We start from the raw sequence: 17,611 nt of genomic DNA on the forward strand, positions 1-17,611 counted from the left end.
TGTTAATAAAAAGCAGAGAGAGGTGAAACAAAAAAGCTTTACCGGCCTCCTGATCTATTGGATAATTATTTTAATATCTCCCTGAAAATCCTTTCCATCTCAACTTTATCCGCATTACTTCCTCGCAGACTTTTTGATTTATTCTCGTTTTCTTGTATGGTCTTTTCTAAAAAGTCAAACAATTCCCAATCATTAGCATGAAAGTAAGCCTCTCCCTTGGTGGCCTTCAAAGCAACCAGGTGTTCTATTTTACGTCTGGTTGCATCATCTGTTAAGACAAGAAGGTCACTGAACAATACGGGAGGAATTGTTCCTTTGTCTATGATCCACTTTCCTGTTAATGCCGTCCGAAGACAATAAAAGTAACTTTTCAGCTTTACTTCATCGTTTCTGCAGCCTTCAAGATACTTTTTACTCATGCTTACATAATGGTAAGAAACAGCTATCGGAGAAAAACAGGCATCTGCCAATGGTTTGAAAAGTTCTACGAATCTTTCGTTTTTCATATACACAATAGGAGAATAGAACCAGCTTAACAAAGCCGCATTCGATTTCAGGAGAAGATGAAAGGTTTTCCTAAGGTCCCATCCGGAACCATCGAGATCATCTTCCGTCATAAATTCTATAGTTTCATCTTTATCCCAGGGCGAAAGATACCAGTCTTTTTCATGCCTGTATATAAAGCGTATATCATAGTCGCTGTCAGGAGATGCAAAACCCCATGCCCTGCTCCCTGATTCTACAGCCAAAAGGACTTCTACGCCCTTCGACGTTTCAACTTCTTTTATTTTTTTCAGTATTTTCGGTGTCATTGTTTTCGATTTATAATGCAAAGTAAATAAAGAAGTACGCAGTGTAATTACGTAGTGTTTGTAAACGAAGAAAAGTATAATAGATTGCTTTGAGTTGCAGGATTCTGCAGTAACCGGATTTTAAAGTTCCAGGTTTAAGATGTAAAGCTGCATCGGGTCCAAGTTTTTTGCTGGTTGCTTGTCCCTTATCTCTTCGTCTTTCGTCTATCTGTCTTATACCTTTTTCTTCCCATTACATTGTATAAAACGGCCTATTTCACTAATATTGTACTTTCTCTATTTTAATATTACTAAGTTTATACATCCATGTTATCAAACGAATTACAGCATACAATTGATTTTAAAACGAAACCTTTAGGAGCATTAGGATATCTTGAACACTTAGCCCATAAAATAGGTATGGTCCAGAAGACGACTTCCCCTCAGTTGATAGCTCCCCATATGGTTGTTTTTGCAGCTGATCATGGGATTGCTACAGCAGGTGTGAGTGCTTATCCGCAGGAAGTTACTTACCAAATGGTGATGAATTTTCTGGGTGGCGGGGCAGCCATCAATGTTTTCTGCCGGCAAAACGGTATTGCAATTAAGATTGTAGATGCCGGGGTAAACTTTGATTTTCCTGAAGACCTTGCTTTGATAGATAAAAAAGTCCGGAAGTCCAGCCGTAATATATTGGAAGAGCCTGCAATGACGCCTGAAGAATACCTGAAAGCTCTTGAAAATGGAAGGCAGGTCGTGAAAGAGATCGCAGAAACAGGCTGTAATATCATCGGTTTTGGAGAAATGGGCATTGGAAATACTTCTGCTTCTTCACTGATGATGAGCCAGCTGTTTGGTTTACCAGTTGCCAGTTGTATCGGACGAGGTACCGGTTTGAATGATGACCAGTTACACAACAAGGTCAATATTCTTTCCACGGCCATTATAAAATATCCCGACATAGCAACACCGGATGAAGTTGCCCGGATTTTTGGCGGACTTGAAATCGCACAGATGATGGGCGCTATGGAAGAGGCTTTCGATCAGAATATGCTGATCATGGTGGATGGATTTATTGCTAGTGTTGCCGTTGCCGCTGTCTGGAAAAAGAATTCTGAAGTCCTCAATAATTGTATTTTCTGCCATGTAAGTGATGAAAATGCCCATCTTCAGCTGATAGATTTGTTGGGGCAGAAAGCGTTACTCAACCTGAATTTAAGGCTGGGAGAGGGAACCGGCTGTGCATTAGCCTATCCGATTATCCGGAGTGCAGTTGGTTTCCTGAATGAAATGTCCAGTTTTGAAGATGCTCATGTTTCCAATAAAGAATAAATGAAGATCCTGAAAAACGAACTGATTTATTTTGCAACGGCTCTGATGTTTTTCACGAGGATTCCGGTGCCATTTACAATTCCTTATTCCAAGGAGATTATGAATAAATCTCAAAAATATTTTGCGTGGGTGGGTATGCTGGTGGGCTTGATCAATGCAGTAGTCTTGTATTTTTCAGCTCAGCTTTTTAACCTTGAAATTGGAATTGTCCTCATGATGATCATCAGTGTTTTGCTGACCGGAGCCTTTCACGAAGACGGTTTTACAGATATGTGTGACAGTTTTGGTGGTGGCTACGGAAAAGAAAAGATTCTTACCATTATGAAAGACAGCAGGGTAGGAGCCTATGGAACCATTGGGATTATTCTGCTCTTTGCCCTGAAATTTTTCAGTATTCAGACTTTGGGAACTGCTGATTTGGGTAAAATTTTAGCAATTATTATTCTGGCTCATACGACAAGCCGTTTTATTTCTGGCACCATGATCTACACGCATCAGTATGTAACGGATATAGATGTCAGCAAATCCAAACCGCTGGCCAATAAGCCTTTGGATGGAGTAGCGTTGGCTGTTGGATTTCTAAGTGTTTTGATTTCCTTTGCCTTAATTCCGGACTGGAGACTGGTTTTTGCTTTTGCTCTGGCCTATACCGGTAAAATCTATATGGGATGGTATTTTAAAAAACATATCGGTGGCTATACCGGAGATTGTCTGGGTGCTGTACAACAGGTTTGTGAAGTATTATTTTATCTGGGAACAATTATCGCATGGAAATTCATCTGATTCGTCATACAGCTGTCGACAATCCTGACAACCTATGTTACGGTTTTGCTGAAATGCCTTTAAAACAAAGCTATGATGAAGACTTTAAAAGCCTTGATCTTGATCATGATTTTGATCTGGTAATTTCAAGTCCGTCACAGCGTTGTTGCCTTATGGCAGAGCATTTTAAGTTTAATTATAAAACTGATGAAAGAATCCGGGAAATGAATTTCGGAAACTGGGAACTGAAAAAATGGACTGAAATTCCTGAGCAGGAAATTAATCCCTGGTATAAAGATTTTGTCAGTATAAAAACTCCGGAAGGAGAAAATTTGCTTGAAATGCAGGCCAGGGTACTCAATTTTTGGAGTGAACTGATAAAAACCCAGAATATTGATAAAATTCTGATCATCACCCATGCCGGAGTTATTCGTCTGGTTATCCAGTCGATACTTCAGTTTCCTCTGGAAAATATGTTTAATATCCGAATTGATTATGGGAAAAAAGGTATTGTGAAACTGGAGGGAGAGGTATTTTCAATTCACACAATAAATGTTTAGAAACATCTATGTTTTAAAATAAAAAAACCGCCCATACCGGCGGTTTCATTTTTATAGAGTATTTTTTAAAACCTTCTGACAGGTCTTACCATCACTTTATTATAATCTTTTTCGTAATTTGAAAGGTATCCGTTAAATCCGTCTATCAGGGTCGCTTTGTTCAGGCCCGGTACTTCGGTAGAACTCCAGTAATAGTCATTCCATTGAATGGTAGCGATCGTGTAAACATTCTTTGAACTTTTATAAAATGCTTTAAGTTCTTCTACAGATGGTAAAAACCAGCCTGTGATGCCATTCACAGTATAATTGGCACATAGTCTCGCCGCACAGTTGGCTTCGGAACATTGAGAAATAATCCTTGCCGTATTAGCCGGTCCTGATCCCATCACCGACTGTGTCTGATTCACAACGTCGAAAGGACATCCCCATTGTACTTTAACCGAGCCGTTATAAGTAAGATTGGCAGGTGCGGCCTCCAGATATCTCCAGCCATCCGTAGCTTCTCCCTTATCATAGAAAATATATCCGCCTGAAGCTCCTATCGCTCCGGCTGTGGTAAAGGTTTTTTCAGCTGAATAATATACATTAGACCCTTCTTTTACATAGGATTTTACATAATAGGTTGTGTTCGGAAGCAATCCTGTCACTTCCAGCTCATACGGTGAATAATTACCGGGATTGTCAACTTTGACAGTCTGACCGTTGGCAATATCCACTCCGGTACTGGTTCTGTAGCAGAAACCTTTTTCGTTCGGAAAGAAACTTTCAAGATAATTTACAGAAATCTTTTCTGTAACTAAAGTGGCTGAAGTAGTGTATATCTCTTTAGCCATCTTGAAGGTAATATCCATTTTTGCAGGAGTCATGAACGATACATTATCTCCATAGATGACCTCCCCGTTAAAGGCCTGAACATAAGCTCTTACATAATAAGTGGTCGATTTATCAAAATCTGTACTATAAGTAGCCATCAGCTGATAATCACCTGTAGTATTGGTAAATTCCTCAATGTATTTTGAATTGCCGATCGTCGGATTGATGTTTTTGCTCCAGCAAAACCCACGTTTTGAATAACCAGATCCCGTGGAAGTTACTGTTCCTGCAAATTTGAACTGGGCGTTCGCGATGATGGGAGTGCCTGTGACAACTTTCGGAGCTGCATTGGCTGTATTGTTTGACCCGTTGTCATTATCCCTGCCTCCGTCTGATCCGCATGACGCGAGCGTGAGAACGGCTAACATTACGAATACTATTTTCTTCATGATTAAAAGTTTTTTTGTTTATTATTTAAGGTCGGCAAAGGTATAAAAATATCCCCGGCTGAACAAATGCTGATAGATTGTTTGTGAGTTGGTTATGTCGTTTAAAGGATCAATATAAAAACGCCATTCAATAAAATTAAATGGCGCATTTATTATCTGAAAATTTTAGTAAAACTATCTTTTTCAAGATTTTCAAGAGAAAAATCAAAATCGGCTTCTGACTTTTCTGCGGTCACTGTAGCTCCTAATTCTCTGATCAGCTCATTGAAAGACAGAGGCTCATACCATTGCTGATACAAAGCTTCTGTTGCCATAGCTGCCACTTTAGAGTTTCCGGAAACCTGAGCCTGGCCTGAACCGAAATTCAACAGCACAAAGCATTGGTTTTCACCTTTTGGTAGCAGCATTCCTAGAATTGTTTGTCTCTGTACCGACTTACATTTCACTTCAGCAAACAGATGATCAGGATTCATCATATAGTCTCTTGAAATATCATCTCCTTTTCCCACAACAATTTTATATCCGCAATCCGATGCTCCCGAATAAACATTGTTCATGATCAGCGTAGGAGTATTCAGCCCTCTGTTGGCGTAGAGATATTCCACAGCACCTTTAGGCGCGGAGGTCATATCTCCCGAGTACATTAAACTTCCGTTTCCCTGATTATAGGCGGCATTCCATCCGGTTTTCCCTGAGATATTCAGGCCGGAAAGGTCAAGGTCATAGGCTCCCCATGCATTTTCCCAGTATATTCCCACTGCCAGTTTTTCCCCTGTAAATCTTGTTCCTGTCGGGAAATTTCCTACAAACATTTTCTCAGAGGTGGGAAGTCCGTAATCTACATTTTCTGGGAAATAGAATTTCTTTCCTGAGAAATCAAATCTGGATTGTAAATACCGTAGGATAAAATCATAATTCATCTCATTGACATCCGTGTTTTTCCCGTTTTTTACCCATGATTTCCCGTTTCTTATCCTATAGACGAAAGTATTCTGACCATACATTCTCTGATAACAAGCCGATAATGCTTTAAACAATGCAAACGGTGTTGCATGTTCCAGCCAGTGTCTATCACTTTCTATCAATAAAGTACTTGTTGCATCATTCAATGGGTTTGAAACCAAAGGCTGATGATATATTTTTGACAGTTTTGAAATCTTATTGACCGTCTTTGACGACCTGTTTTTGTAGGCCAGAAATAAGGGCTTGAATCTATTGAAAATTCCGGCAAGCTTTTCAGTTCCGAATGTTTCAAACAGGTCAGATGGATCAAATTTACTTAATTTGATATTTTCAATCAGTTCCTGATTTTTAATCAAAAGACTGGTATCTGTTGTTTTAAAAATAACATATCTCAGAAATTCGACAGGATTTTCAGGATAGATCTCAAAAAGATCAGCTATTCTTACCATCGCTTCTTTGTTTCTGATATTTTCTTTTCCGGTAAATTCATACTCAAGTTCTTCCGTTAAAATATAGAACAGGTCATCAATGGTTTCTTCAGTTAAAGCTATCCCTGACTGTAATAATGACAGGCATTTTACTGTCATTTCATCAGGAGAATAGGCTTTGATTACTTTAAAACTAAGCTTCATTCCAGGAACGTTCAACACTTCATCAGGAATGTAGATCTCATCCTGAAAATGACTTCCGTACGTAGAAGAATAGTGAAGAATCTGTTCCATTAACAGTTCAAATCTTGTACTGTTTTTAATTTTCTCCCACGATTTATGGAAGGTTTTATTCAGGTCATTTCCATTTAATTTTTCTTTCGAATAATATTTGATGATCTGTTTTTTTGCCCAAAGTGCATCAGGTTCAATTACAAATCCGTCCTGTGAAATGAAAGGTTTTTCATCAGATTTTTTAGCCAGTACGGCATTAAATAATTTAAGTGTTTTCATGATATAAAAATTAAATAAGTGAGGAGTAGATTTTTTAATAGAAAAATGATATAGGAACTCCTTTTACCTATAATTTTTGAAAAAGCGGGGAGTAGAATCCAAATTGTATAGGAACTCCCTTTGCCTTATTTTTTATTGACAGGATACTTTCATTTTGCCGGGAAGACAGGCTTCCAACCTGCGTCCCACGAATAAAGGAACTTTATCTGCCAATGGCGCACAGTGATTGTTGTTCTGCCTGCTGAGCTCCTGCCCATCCTGTTTGTTTCCGGAAAGCTGACAGCTCTCAAAACCTGTCAGGTTTATATATTGAGTTTATGCTTTTCTGAATTTCTTTTTTCTCTTCCACGGTGCATTTTTCTCCACATCGCCGGCCATGATACATCCGTAAGGCATCACTTCATCCAGGACTTCACAAAGTCCGTATTCTTCAATCTGTGCTCTTACGTTTTTAGCACTTTTATAAGCGCTTGGCAACTCAGAAATGTCAATTTCATTAGAATAAAAACGGATATCCAATCCTGCTGTTTCTTCTTCAAAAATTTCTTCCGTCGTTTTATGAGCCATTGATTTTTTATGCTGACTTCTGCTGAAATTTCTTCCCGCTCCGTGTGGGGCAAAACCCAGATTTCTTTCATTGGTTTTTCCCTGAACAATTAGTACAGGCTCTGCCATATTCAACGGAATCAATCTTGGTCCCGTAATATCAGGCATGAATTTATCATCCAGTGGAGTAGCTCCTTTCGCATGGTAAAACAAATCTCCGTCTTTGAAGACAAAATTATGTTCATTCCAGTAACGGTTTTCCTTCTCCATTTCCAGTTTGTTTAGAACGGCATCATGAATAGAAGTATGGTTTTCCTCAGTCCATTGTCTGATCAGTTGCAGCGCTTCCCAGTAGGCTTTTCCTTCATCGGTATCATAGGGGATCCACGCATTTTCTTTCAGGGTTTCAGGAGAGATATCCATTCTGAATCTGTTGGCTGCTTTCATTCCCTTATCATATAATGCAGCACCCGGTGCTCTCGAACCATGATGGGTTACCAGCATCGTGTTTCCCGTATTTTTTGAAGTTCCTACGAATAAGAAGTGATTTCCATCTCCTTGTGTTCCCATATGAGAACGGGCGATACTGATCAGCTTTTCATCATTTAAGAAGTCATTGGCTCTGAATGCGTCCATCAATTCCTGAGACATGGGCATCTGTTCTCCTCTCGGTCTTCCTCCATATCCGAAATGGGTCACAGCGTGAGCCGCATCCAGCACCTCTTTTGGATTGATCTTACCAAAATCAGTCAACATCACGGAACAACAGATATCCGCACTGTGGAATCCCGGATGAATTGCATTTTGAGCCACCACAACACCTCCTACGGGAATCTGACCTGCAGGTCCTGTAGGACAGGCATCCGGCATAATAGCTCCGTTAATCAAGGTAGGTGTTTTCATCAGGATATTCATCGTATTGATTACTTTTTCTACATTGTCTGTTTCACTTTCATGTTCAGCTCTGATATTGATAATAAAATCTTTAGCTGTTTCATGAAGAGGCATCAGGTCCGGTTGTTTAAACTGTTCAAGGTATTCTTTGATCTGAATTTCATCCAGATTATTTTCGTTGATATAGATAATGGCATCTTTAAACCATTTAGCTGGTCTATATCCTAATTCAATTAAGTGATTTCCATTAAATTCCATTGTTTTGTCATTTTGATAGTGCAAAGTAATTACGTTATTGCGCAATAGTTTTGCGTACATATCTTTTTTTTAATTATTTTTACAAAAATTTTAAAAAAGCAGATTCAGCAGTGGGGAAAATTACTGATCTGCTATATACGTTAATAAATAAAATCCTACCATTATGATACTATTAGAACAATTAAAACATTTTCCTGAAACCATTCAGTTTAACGATGTGATTGCTTATATTGATGAACATTATCACTTTGTTCCGACAGCTTTTAAAAACGGAAATATCATGAATGAAGCAGGGCAGAACAACGGCTCTTGCAAGATCTTCGGTTTTGCTGCATATGAAGGTATTTCAAAAGAACAGACTCTTTATCTTTTCGGCGATTTTTACAGAGAAGATGTTTTGAAGAACCCGGATGGAACCGATCATCAGAATATCAGAAACTTTATGGAGTTCGGCTGGGAAGGGATTACTTTTGAAGGGGATGCGGTAGTGAAAAAGTAAATTTCCGCAGAAGATCAATTAAAACTAAACATCATGTCATCCAATAAAAACGCGCTGATTCGCTATAAAACACTGGACAAGTGTCTTAAAAACAAGTACAGGAAATATACCCTGGAGGATCTTATTGATGAATGCTCCGAAGCCCTTTTTGAGTTTGAAGGCAAGGAATCCTATGTCAGCAAGAGAACAATTCAGCTTGATCTTCAGAATATGAGGAGTGAAAAATTCGGGTATGAGGCGCCTATTGAAGTATATGAAAGGAAATATTACCGTTACAGTGATCCGGAATACAGCATTCATAATATTTCTGTGAATGAAAGTGATCTGAAAGCAATGAATAATGCGGTTCAGATTTTAAAGCAGTTTAAAGATTTTTCAATGTTCAAGGAGATGAACGGGGTTATTCAAAAACTGGAAGATTCCATTCATTCCACAAATCAGAAATCGATTATTCACCTGGATAAAAATGAACAGCTGAAAGGATTGGAGCATATTGATATTTTGTATGAAAGTATAGCCAACAAAAAGGTATTACAAATTCTATATAAAAGTTTTACTGCAAGAGAATCCAGCGTGTATACAGTTCATCCGCAATTGTTGAAGGAATTCAATAACCGCTGGTTTCTGATTTGCCTCTATAAACAGAAAATGTATAATCTAGCTTTAGACAGAATGGAGACTATCGAAGTAGCGGAAAAACACCAATATATTGATAAAGAGCTGGATGGGGATGTTTATTTTAAAGATATTATAGGAGTTACTGTTTCAGAATCGCTGGCTCCCAGGAATGTTGTTTTTTGGGTAGATGCCCATAACGCACCTTATGTGAAAACAAAGCCATTGCACAGAAGCCAGGAAATCGTAAGTGAAAATGAAGAAGGAACTCTTTTTAAAATCTGCGTTCAGATTAATTTCGAGCTGGAGAGATTATTATTAGGCTTTGGGGACTCTCTGCTTGTTCATAAGCCCAGAAAATTAAGATTGAGAATGGAAGAAAAATTCAAGACAGCAAGTACAAATTACCAAAATCTGATTGTACCTGAAGAAACTGAACCGGGTACAAAAAATGAAGGTTAAACAAAAAATATTGTCCTTGTGTGGCATTTAAATGATATAGTAAATGTTCCGGATTCCCAAGTTTTTAAGATAAGAAAATTAATCACAAAAAAAAAGAGACTGTACATAAGGTGACAGTCTCTTTTCAATAATTTTAAATTCTAACTACTTTTACGTTTATGCAGTAATCTGCTTAGGTTCTTTTTCTTTCTTTTCTTCGTTTTTATCTATTTTCTCAGATATTTTTTTTACGATATATTCAATCGCTATTGGGGCTAAAATTGCAATTAATGCTTTAAATATTCTTGATTTCATAGTGCTATTTTGTAGAGACTTATGCAATTTCCAAGCCAAGATAAAAATGTGTGTGGGAATTTTTATCTAAACGAAATCATAAATCCCGTTTTTCCAGCCCAGAACCTTAGAGGAATCTGCTTTAAGCCAGTTTTTTAGAATAGTGGCATATACTTTTCTGAAATCTTCAGTATAAATAAGGTCGCCCTCGTTCAGGTGTTGCAAATCAGGAAGAGCGTTGAGCAGGCCTTTTCTTTTGAGATTTCCACTGATAAAAAACATCTGATTGGCAGTGCCGTGATCAGTGCCATTGCTTGCGTTTTGCGCAACACGGCGCCCGAACTCGGAAAATGTCATCAGCAGAATATTGTTAAACAATCCATTGCTTTTCATATCTGCAACAAATGATTTTACAGCCTCATCAATATCAGAGAACAACTTCGACTGCCTGTCGCTTTGATTGACATGGGTATCAAAACTTCCGACAGATAAATAGTAAACCTGGGTATTGATATCGGATTTTATTAATGAAGCTACCGTTTTAAAATCTTTTCCCAGTTGGGAATTGGGGTAGGTTTGTTCCGTTTTTTTAGCTCTACTTTTATCAAATATATATCCTGCATTGTTAATGGTTGACCCTAATGTCTGATAAAGGTATGATACCGTTTCATCATCGTGATGATGATCATAAAGGGATTTGAAATATTTCTCCTGGCTGGTTTGGTACAGTCTTTTGGGATCCTTAAAGGCAAATGCTTTATTGTTTTCCCCTTTTAAAGCAAGACTCAGCATATCATCTACTTCCAGTGCCTGTGTAGGATGCTCGCAACGATAACATTCTTCGTCCAGAAATCTTCCCAGCCATCCGGTATCCAGAAATTCGTCGCTTCGGCTTGCCGATTGCCAGATATCCATACTTCTGAAGTGGGATTTGTCCGGATTAGGATAGCCGACATTATTCAGGACAGAGAGTTCACCATTGTCAAAAAGTTCTTTAAAATAAGAAAGAGAAGGATTGATCCCTGCCTCATCTGTCAGAGGTAACGAATTTTGAACGGCAAGGGTTTTCCGTTCTCTGAAGTAAATATCGTTTTTTGCAGGAATAATGGTATTTAACCCGTCATTGCCTCCTGTAAACTGCAGAACAACAAGAATGTTCTGGTTGGTTGATAGCGCATCGTCCAGAGCCATTGCTTTTAAAAAATTAGGCATCATCAATGAAGCCGTTGCCAGTGAACTTATTTTGAGGAATTCTCTTCTTTTGATTAACATAATTTTGTTTTTTTAGGGTAAAGGTGGCACATGTTAGGTGGTGGGCTGCAGGGCTAGTCTATATTTTTACTATTATTTGTTTTTATAGATTTTTACAGAATTAAATAGTAAATAAAAGGTTGTAAAGCGAAACTGCGAGCCACTATTACCTGTTGCCTGCAACCTGAAATCTTCTACCTAACATAACTGATATTCCGGAGTTGACATCAGGTTGATGACAGTCATTTTAATACTCTTGTCGGAAAAATTCTTTACCGTATTAATATCAAGACTTTTAGTTTTTTGAAGTATATAATCTTCACAGTTCTTTTGTGCAAATATTGTATCAACCCGATTCCAGTCTATGGTAATATTGGGATTTTTAAAGCTTTTATTGAGAGCAGTTTCACGGGATTTCATTCCCATATCAATATCATCGTCCTGGCGTGGACTATACTCCAATGGTCGCAGCCCGGACCATATCTGAGGAACCTGAAGCCTCAACATCAGAGTAGAGCTGTCTATCCATGATTTTCCACTGGGCCATCCCGAAACATTCGGTGGATACAACAACATTTGCCCCAATAGCTTCTGGTATACGATGAGGTTTTCCGGATTCTGGATTTGCATGGGAAGAATTCGCATGATCCCGACCATCAGTTCGACTGGTGACTTGATCCTGTTTCCGATATTCTTTTCATCATAGAACCACGAACTTGAAAATATCTCCGTCAGAAGTTTTTTTATATTGTAACCTGAATTATAGAAATTTGTACTCAGTCTATTGACGATTTCATGATCTACGTTTTCATTGACAAAAAACTTATAGATCTTCGTTGTGATGAATTGCGAAGTTGCTTTTTGTTCCAGAATACTATTTAAAATATCTTCACCATTAAAATTTCCCGTTCTGCCTAAAAAACTTTTTACTCCTTCATCATGCAGGTTTTTTCTTTCCTTAAAGTTTCCTTCCTTATCATAGCTCCAACCGGTAAATGCGCGTGCACCTTCTCTTACATCTTTCTCCGTGTAATTTCCTCTGCCCATGGTGAAAAGTTCCATGACTTCACGGGCAAAGTTTTCATTCGGATGATCTTTCTTATTCTGCTGGTTGTTCAGAAAGTTTAGCATGGCCGGTGACTGGCTTACTTCAAACAGCAGGTCTTTAAAACTACCTAAAGCGTTTTTACGGATCGTATTCAAAAGCTGTTTGTTGAATTTCGGATTGATGACTCTGGAGGCAAAATGCCCGTGCCAGAAAAATGCCATCTTTTCTCTTATTTGTTCCTTACCGTTCACCATCTGATTCAGAAAGTTCAGATTAAGTTCGTTGTTTTGCTCCCTGTTGATGCGCTGCATTTCCTTTTTCCTTTCTGCAGGAGTATTTGCGTTCATATCATCTGTAGTTGGATCTACATCCGGGGTATCATAGCTGATTTCGGTAAATTGATCTTCTTTAAATAATTCGCCAATAAGCGTTTTATTGCTTTTATTTTTCAGCTCCGAAATTTGGTTGATGCCAATCCCGAAACCTGCACGCCAAAGGAGATGTTTGTTTTTTATTAGTGAATCAGCCATCGTGAGAAAATTTATTTTTTTGATGTATTTGTAGTAAAAAGGTTAAAATAATAACGGGTTAAGGTTTGTTAATATTACTGTTGGATGATCAAAATATGGTCTGAAGGAAACATCGGCACTTCAAAAGATCAGTGCAACAGCTACCAACACACAAATGATTATAATGATGAAAAAGGTTCTGATATATCTATTTACAGGATTTACTGGATCTGATATTATAATTTGTATCAGTGATTTTATTCGTGCATTCGTGGCAATACTACAGAAGTACTCATTAAATGAAGCTATTCCTTGTCAGAAGGCATAACAATTACCAACATACTAATGATCATATTATGAAAGGACTTTAGAAACATTCTTATAGACGGGATAAATAACTGATAGGGTGTATTTTGACAAATCGTATCCGGATTTTACTTTGCATTTTTAGACTTAATTCACTTTTTAATATAAGTTTTTGATAATTTTTGTTAAACAAACATTTAAAATTTGTTAAAATTAACCTGTTGAAATTCATTGTTTTATGGTTTTATTGAGTGTTAAAATCGAAAATATCACGGTGCTTGGCACGATTTTTACATCTTACCAGTTTAGTAAAATTTAAAAATTAGAGTTATGAAAATGTTTAAACAAGCAATATTGCTGGCTGGAATTTTAACAGCAGGTTTAGCAAGCGCTCAAAGTGCACAAATGAACAATATGCTTAAAGTTGGCGCAAATGTTGGTTTAGCAGTTCCTTCAGATAACCTTTCTGCTGCAGTAGGAGTAGATGTGGCTTACCAGAACCTGATCACTCCAGGATTCGGATTGGGTATCGCAACAGGATATTCTCACTATTTTGGAAAAGAAAATAACGGTTATAAAAATAATGATGTAGGAGTAGTTCCTGTAGCTGCTTTGATCAGAATTTATCCAAAGCAAACCGGTTTCTATTTCGGAACAGACTTAGGATATGGTTTTCTGGTAGGAGATAAAACAGTAGCTTCCAATACCAATGTAGAAAGAGCTAGCGGAGGTTTCTACCTTAAGCCGGAAATCGGATACCACAACAGAGACTGGAACTTCTTCGTACAATACCAAAAGGTTTTTGTAGGAACTAAAGGAGATCTTCCGGGTCAGGACTATAATGTGGGGAATATCGGAGTAGGCTTCGGTTATAATATTCCATTAGGAAAGTAGTTAGATTTAATATAAACAATTATTAACCAAACCTTTTCACTTTTGTGAAAAGGTTTTTTTTATCTCTAAAGGATAATTATTATATTTGGTAAAATTTGAGGTTATGATTCTGAATCCAAAATTTCCACTTTATTTACCAGGAGTAGAGAACAGTAATAATGATAACGTTTCTATCATTGGGGCAAGCCTCCGTGAAGATATAACAATCTTAGGCTATTTTGTTTCCGGTGACGGAGGTCTTGAGATAAAAAAACAAAATACGTATGTAACCAAAGAATATACTTCTTTTGCTGATATTTTAAAGAAGTTTATTCAGGATAACCAGCTTGAAAACGTAAAACGTTTGGGAATGGCTGTACCGGGGCCGGTATTTGACGGCAAGAGTACTCCTCCACGATTAGGCTGGCATTTGGATATCGAAGTCTATAAAAGAGATTTCGGGTTTGAAAAAGCGGATATGCTGAACGACCTTGAAGCTTCCGCATACGGAATGGCTCTTCTTGAAGACGACGATCTTGATGCGATCTATACAAGCGGTCATCTCGAAAAAGGCAATGTAGCGATCCTTGCTCCAGGAAACGGACTGGGAGAAGCCGGATATTTCTTTGACGGGAAATACCTGAGACCATTTGCCACAGAAGGCGGACATTCTGAGTTTTCACCAAGAACCAACGTAGAAGTTGAGTTTTATCAGTTCTTAAATAATATCTACGGAATTGTAAGCTGGGAAAATGTATTATCTAAATCCGGTTTATTTAATATCTACAGATTTTTAAGAGATGTGAAAAGACATCCTGAGCCTGAATGGCTGGGTGAGCGTCTTGCCAGCGGTAACTTTGTAGACGAACTTTATAAAGCAGCTGTTGAAGAAAATGTAATGATCTGTAGAATTGCTTTAGATACGTTCCTGGAGTTTTTAGCAAGGGAAGCAAACAACTTGACGCTAAAGTTAAAAGCGACAGGTGGTTTACTCATCGCCGGAGATATTCCTCAGATGCTGAGAGAATATATGGATAAAGCCAAGTTCTATGAAAAGTTTAAGATCAGCGATAAAATGGAAGAGATGTTGAAAAACATTCCGATTTATCTGGTCAAGCAAAATCATACAGCTATAAAAGGAATTGCCCTTTATACAGCTTATTATCAAAATTAAAATACAAACTCCGGATTATTTCCGGAGTTTTTTATGAGATGATATTATTCATAAAAATAATCAATTTTCTTGATATACATCAATGTCATCTATCAAATAAGATGGCTACCTTTGCTTTGTTAAATAAACAAATCTATTCAATGAAAAAAATATTTTTACTGGCAGTATTAGCCGGTGGTTTAGCTTTCGGACAATCAAAAAAAGTGGTAGCTTCTGATATTCACTGGTGGGGATACAAAGTTGCAAAATCTGAGGCAAGCTCTCATGATGGAACGATTAAAGTGAAATCAGGAGATATGGTGATGAAAGGAAACCAATTGGTAGGAGGAAGCTTTGTTCTTGATATGACTTCCATCAACGCTACTGACCTTACAGGTGAATATCAGCAGAAATTAAACGGCCATCTTAAGAATGGTGACTTCTTTGAAGTGGAAAAACACCCTACAGCCACTTTCAAAATTACAGGAGTAAAGAAAAACAACGATAAGATCTACAACTCTTTAGTAACAGGAAATCTTACCGTGAAAGGAAAAACAAATCCGGTTACTTTCCCTGCTAAAATTGCTTACAGCAAAGGAGTAGTGAGTTTAGTATCCAACAAATTCTCTTTCGACAGACAGAAATTTGATGTAGCATATAAATCTACAATGCAGGATGTTTTTGTGAAAGATGATATAGATATGGTAGTAAAGGTAACTGCTCAATAAATTAATCAAAAAAATATTGTTAAAAGTGTAGAAGTTCTACACTTTTTTTTATTTTTGTTGAATTGTAAATAAAAAAGAATGAAAAGATTACTATTGTTTGCTTTGGTGTGCGCAAGTATATCATTTGTTTCTGCCCAAAAGAAATTTGATAAAGTGTCTAAAGTGACCTCGTCAGAGATCAGATGGTGGGGATATAAAGTGGTAAAAACTGAAGCTTCATCTCACTCGGGAACCGTAAAATTAAAAAGTGGAAAATTTAATTTTGACCACACTGTTTTGGTAGATGGAGAGTTTGTAATAGATATGAGAAGTATGATGGCGGGCGATGTTTCTGATGAAGATCAGATCAAGCTTACCAATGATCTGAAGAGTACAAACTTCTTTGAAGTAAAGAAATTCCCGATTGCCAAATTCCATTTGACCAAAATTATACCGTTAGCAAACAGTGAGTTTAATTCTACCGTATATGGAGATCTTACCCTAAAAGGAGTAAGAAAGACAATTTCCTTCCCTGCGAATGTATATGTTACACAGTTTACCGTAGTAATTGAATCTGCCAAATTCTCCCTGAACAGGAGAGATTTTAAAGTATTCTACCAGTCGTCATTGAAAGATTATTTCATCAAGAACGAAATGGATATTCAGTTTAAAGTATCTACCGAAAAACTGGATAATGAAAACAGAATCCCTGTAAAAAAGAAATAGATTAAATACGATATTGAGATAAAATGAGCAGTTTTTTTTAAACTGCTCATTTTTTATTGAAAGCTGTAGCTAAAACTAAAGTAGAAATTCCTGTACTACAAATTCTATCTGCTCGGATCTGTTTTCATTACAGTATTTTTTATAAATTAGTCCTATGAAAATTTATATGGTAAGTGGCCTTGGAGCAGACTTTAAGGTTCTGGAAAGAATAGAGTTTCCCAAGCACTGTGAATTGATTTTTATAGACTGGCTCATTCCCGAAAAAAATGAGTCTTTTCATGCCTATGTGGAGCGGATGGCTGAAAAAGTAGATGATTCTGAGCCGTTCTATCTTTTGGGCTATTCTTTCGGAGGAATTATAGTACAGGAAATAAACCGCCTTAAACCTGCTGAAAAAGTCGTTATTTTGGGTAGTATAAAATCAGATAAAGAAAAATCAAGATTTATAAAAACCGGAGAGATCACAAAAATTCCAAGAATATTACCTGTAGGGCTTTTTAACGAAAGAGCAGCCCATGCATATGCGGTGGTAAGAAAGCTTTTTGATCCTAAAAATCCCAGACTTCTTCAGTATTTTAGAGTGAGAGACCCTTATTATCTGAAATGGTCTGTGGAGAAGGTTGCCGAATGGAAATTTGAAGAAACCCCAAACGTTGTACAGATATTGGGAGATAAGGATATTGTTTTTCCAATAAGGTATTCAAAACCTGATTATGTTATCAAAGGAGGAACTCATCTTTTTCCTGCCACCAAATACAAAGAAGTTTCTAAAATCCTGAATGAAGTTTTTGCATAATATTATTCTTTGAATATTATTTTAATGGGGGTGTTGTGTTAAAAAACACTTTTTTTATGAGATTTATATTTAAATTTGATAGGG

General features: G+C 37.3%; 17 protein-coding genes. 10 read left to right on the forward strand and 7 right to left on the reverse strand.

Features of this window, described 5'->3' with window-relative positions; all coding sequences use genetic code 11:
* Positions 1 to 65: 65 nt before the first annotated feature.
* Complete coding sequence (locus tag M030_RS0120190) at positions 66 to 812, reverse strand: DNA polymerase beta superfamily protein (RefSeq protein WP_027375057.1); 747 nt, start codon at positions 810 to 812, stop codon at positions 66 to 68.
* Positions 813 to 1,118: 306 nt separating this feature from the next.
* On the opposite strand from M030_RS0120190, the gene cobT reads away from it, so the two are divergent.
* From cobT to cobC, 3 genes are read left to right on the forward strand one after another with little or no spacing between them, the layout of a single operon-like run.
* Positions 1,119 to 2,123 (forward strand): nicotinate-nucleotide--dimethylbenzimidazole phosphoribosyltransferase, encoded by a 1,005-nt coding sequence (gene cobT / locus M030_RS0120195; protein WP_027375058.1) that lies wholly within the window; start codon positions 1,119 to 1,121, stop codon positions 2,121 to 2,123.
* Positions 2,124 to 2,906 carry an adenosylcobinamide-GDP ribazoletransferase gene (locus M030_RS0120200; protein WP_228375306.1) on the forward strand — a complete coding sequence of 261 codons (783 nt, stop codon included), beginning with the start codon at positions 2,124 to 2,126 and terminating at the stop codon, positions 2,904 to 2,906. It begins immediately after the preceding gene.
* Positions 2,891 to 3,445: an alpha-ribazole phosphatase family protein gene (gene cobC / locus M030_RS0120205; protein WP_027375060.1), complete on the forward strand. Its 555-nt coding sequence runs from the start codon at positions 2,891 to 2,893 to the stop codon at positions 3,443 to 3,445. Before M030_RS0120200 ends, cobC begins: the two co-directional genes overlap by 16 nt.
* A gap of 65 nt (positions 3,446 to 3,510) precedes the next feature.
* Here cobC and M030_RS0120210 read toward each other — a convergent pair whose 3' ends face one another.
* The 3 genes from M030_RS0120210 to M030_RS0120220 all read right to left on the reverse strand — a co-directional run bounded on the left by M030_RS0120210 (position 3,511) and on the right by M030_RS0120220 (position 8,309).
* A complete protein-coding gene (locus M030_RS0120210; protein WP_027375061.1) occupies positions 3,511 to 4,707 on the reverse strand; it encodes a DUF1566 domain-containing protein in 1,197 nt (398 codons plus the stop codon).
* A 152-nt stretch (positions 4,708 to 4,859) separates the two neighbouring features.
* A complete protein-coding gene (locus tag M030_RS0120215) occupies positions 4,860 to 6,611 on the reverse strand; it encodes a hypothetical protein (RefSeq protein ID WP_027375062.1) in 1,752 nt (583 codons plus the stop codon).
* 315 nt (positions 6,612 to 6,926) lie between these two features.
* Positions 6,927 to 8,309 carry an RtcB family protein gene (locus tag M030_RS0120220; protein WP_027375063.1) on the reverse strand — a complete coding sequence of 461 codons (1,383 nt, stop codon included), beginning with the start codon at positions 8,307 to 8,309 and terminating at the stop codon, positions 6,927 to 6,929.
* Positions 8,310 to 8,472: 163 nt separating this feature from the next.
* On the opposite strand from M030_RS0120220, the gene M030_RS0120225 reads away from it, so the two are divergent.
* Together M030_RS0120225 and M030_RS0120230 are read left to right on the forward strand one after the other, a co-directional pair.
* The gene (locus tag M030_RS0120225) at positions 8,473 to 8,808 is read left to right on the forward strand and encodes a HopJ type III effector protein (protein WP_171032612.1); all 336 of its coding nucleotides are present in this window, start codon (positions 8,473 to 8,475) and stop codon (positions 8,806 to 8,808) included.
* Positions 8,809 to 8,841: 33 nt separating this feature from the next.
* Positions 8,842 to 9,885, forward strand: a complete 1,044-nt coding sequence (locus M030_RS0120230; RefSeq protein WP_027375065.1) for a helix-turn-helix transcriptional regulator — start codon at positions 8,842 to 8,844, stop codon at positions 9,883 to 9,885.
* A 156-nt stretch (positions 9,886 to 10,041) separates the two neighbouring features.
* Here M030_RS0120230 and M030_RS25805 read toward each other — a convergent pair whose 3' ends face one another.
* The 3 genes from M030_RS25805 to M030_RS0120245 all read right to left on the reverse strand — a co-directional run bounded on the left by M030_RS25805 (position 10,042) and on the right by M030_RS0120245 (position 12,987).
* A complete protein-coding gene (locus M030_RS25805) occupies positions 10,042 to 10,179 on the reverse strand; it encodes a hypothetical protein (protein ID WP_164464878.1) in 138 nt (45 codons plus the stop codon).
* A 66-nt stretch (positions 10,180 to 10,245) separates the two neighbouring features.
* Positions 10,246 to 11,430 (reverse strand): DUF1501 domain-containing protein, encoded by a 1,185-nt coding sequence (locus tag M030_RS0120240; RefSeq protein ID WP_027375066.1) that lies wholly within the window; start codon positions 11,428 to 11,430, stop codon positions 10,246 to 10,248.
* Positions 11,431 to 11,607: 177 nt separating this feature from the next.
* Positions 11,608 to 12,987 (reverse strand): DUF1800 family protein, encoded by a 1,380-nt coding sequence (locus M030_RS0120245; RefSeq protein WP_027375067.1) that lies wholly within the window; start codon positions 12,985 to 12,987, stop codon positions 11,608 to 11,610.
* Positions 12,988 to 13,602: 615 nt separating this feature from the next.
* Here M030_RS0120245 and M030_RS0120255 point away from each other — a divergent pair.
* The 5 genes from M030_RS0120255 (at position 13,603) to M030_RS0120275 (ending at position 17,527) form a co-directional block, all read left to right on the forward strand.
* Positions 13,603 to 14,166 carry a membrane protein gene (locus M030_RS0120255; RefSeq protein ID WP_027375068.1) on the forward strand — a complete coding sequence of 188 codons (564 nt, stop codon included), beginning with the start codon at positions 13,603 to 13,605 and terminating at the stop codon, positions 14,164 to 14,166.
* Positions 14,167 to 14,269: 103 nt separating this feature from the next.
* Positions 14,270 to 15,319: a glucokinase gene (locus M030_RS0120260; RefSeq protein WP_027375069.1), complete on the forward strand. Its 1,050-nt coding sequence runs from the start codon at positions 14,270 to 14,272 to the stop codon at positions 15,317 to 15,319.
* 140 nt (positions 15,320 to 15,459) lie between these two features.
* Positions 15,460 to 16,026 (forward strand): YceI family protein, encoded by a 567-nt coding sequence (locus tag M030_RS0120265; protein ID WP_027375070.1) that lies wholly within the window; start codon positions 15,460 to 15,462, stop codon positions 16,024 to 16,026.
* A 78-nt stretch (positions 16,027 to 16,104) separates the two neighbouring features.
* A complete protein-coding gene (locus M030_RS0120270; protein ID WP_027375071.1) occupies positions 16,105 to 16,731 on the forward strand; it encodes a YceI family protein in 627 nt (208 codons plus the stop codon).
* Positions 16,732 to 16,885: 154 nt separating this feature from the next.
* Positions 16,886 to 17,527, forward strand: coding sequence for an alpha/beta hydrolase (locus M030_RS0120275; RefSeq protein ID WP_027375072.1), 642 nt, complete (start codon positions 16,886 to 16,888; stop codon positions 17,525 to 17,527).
* Positions 17,528 to 17,611 lie beyond the last annotated feature (84 nt).

Source organism: Chryseobacterium sp. UNC8MFCol (genome assembly GCF_000482305.1).
GTDB classification, from domain to species: domain Bacteria; phylum Bacteroidota; class Bacteroidia; order Flavobacteriales; family Weeksellaceae; genus Chryseobacterium; species Chryseobacterium indologenes.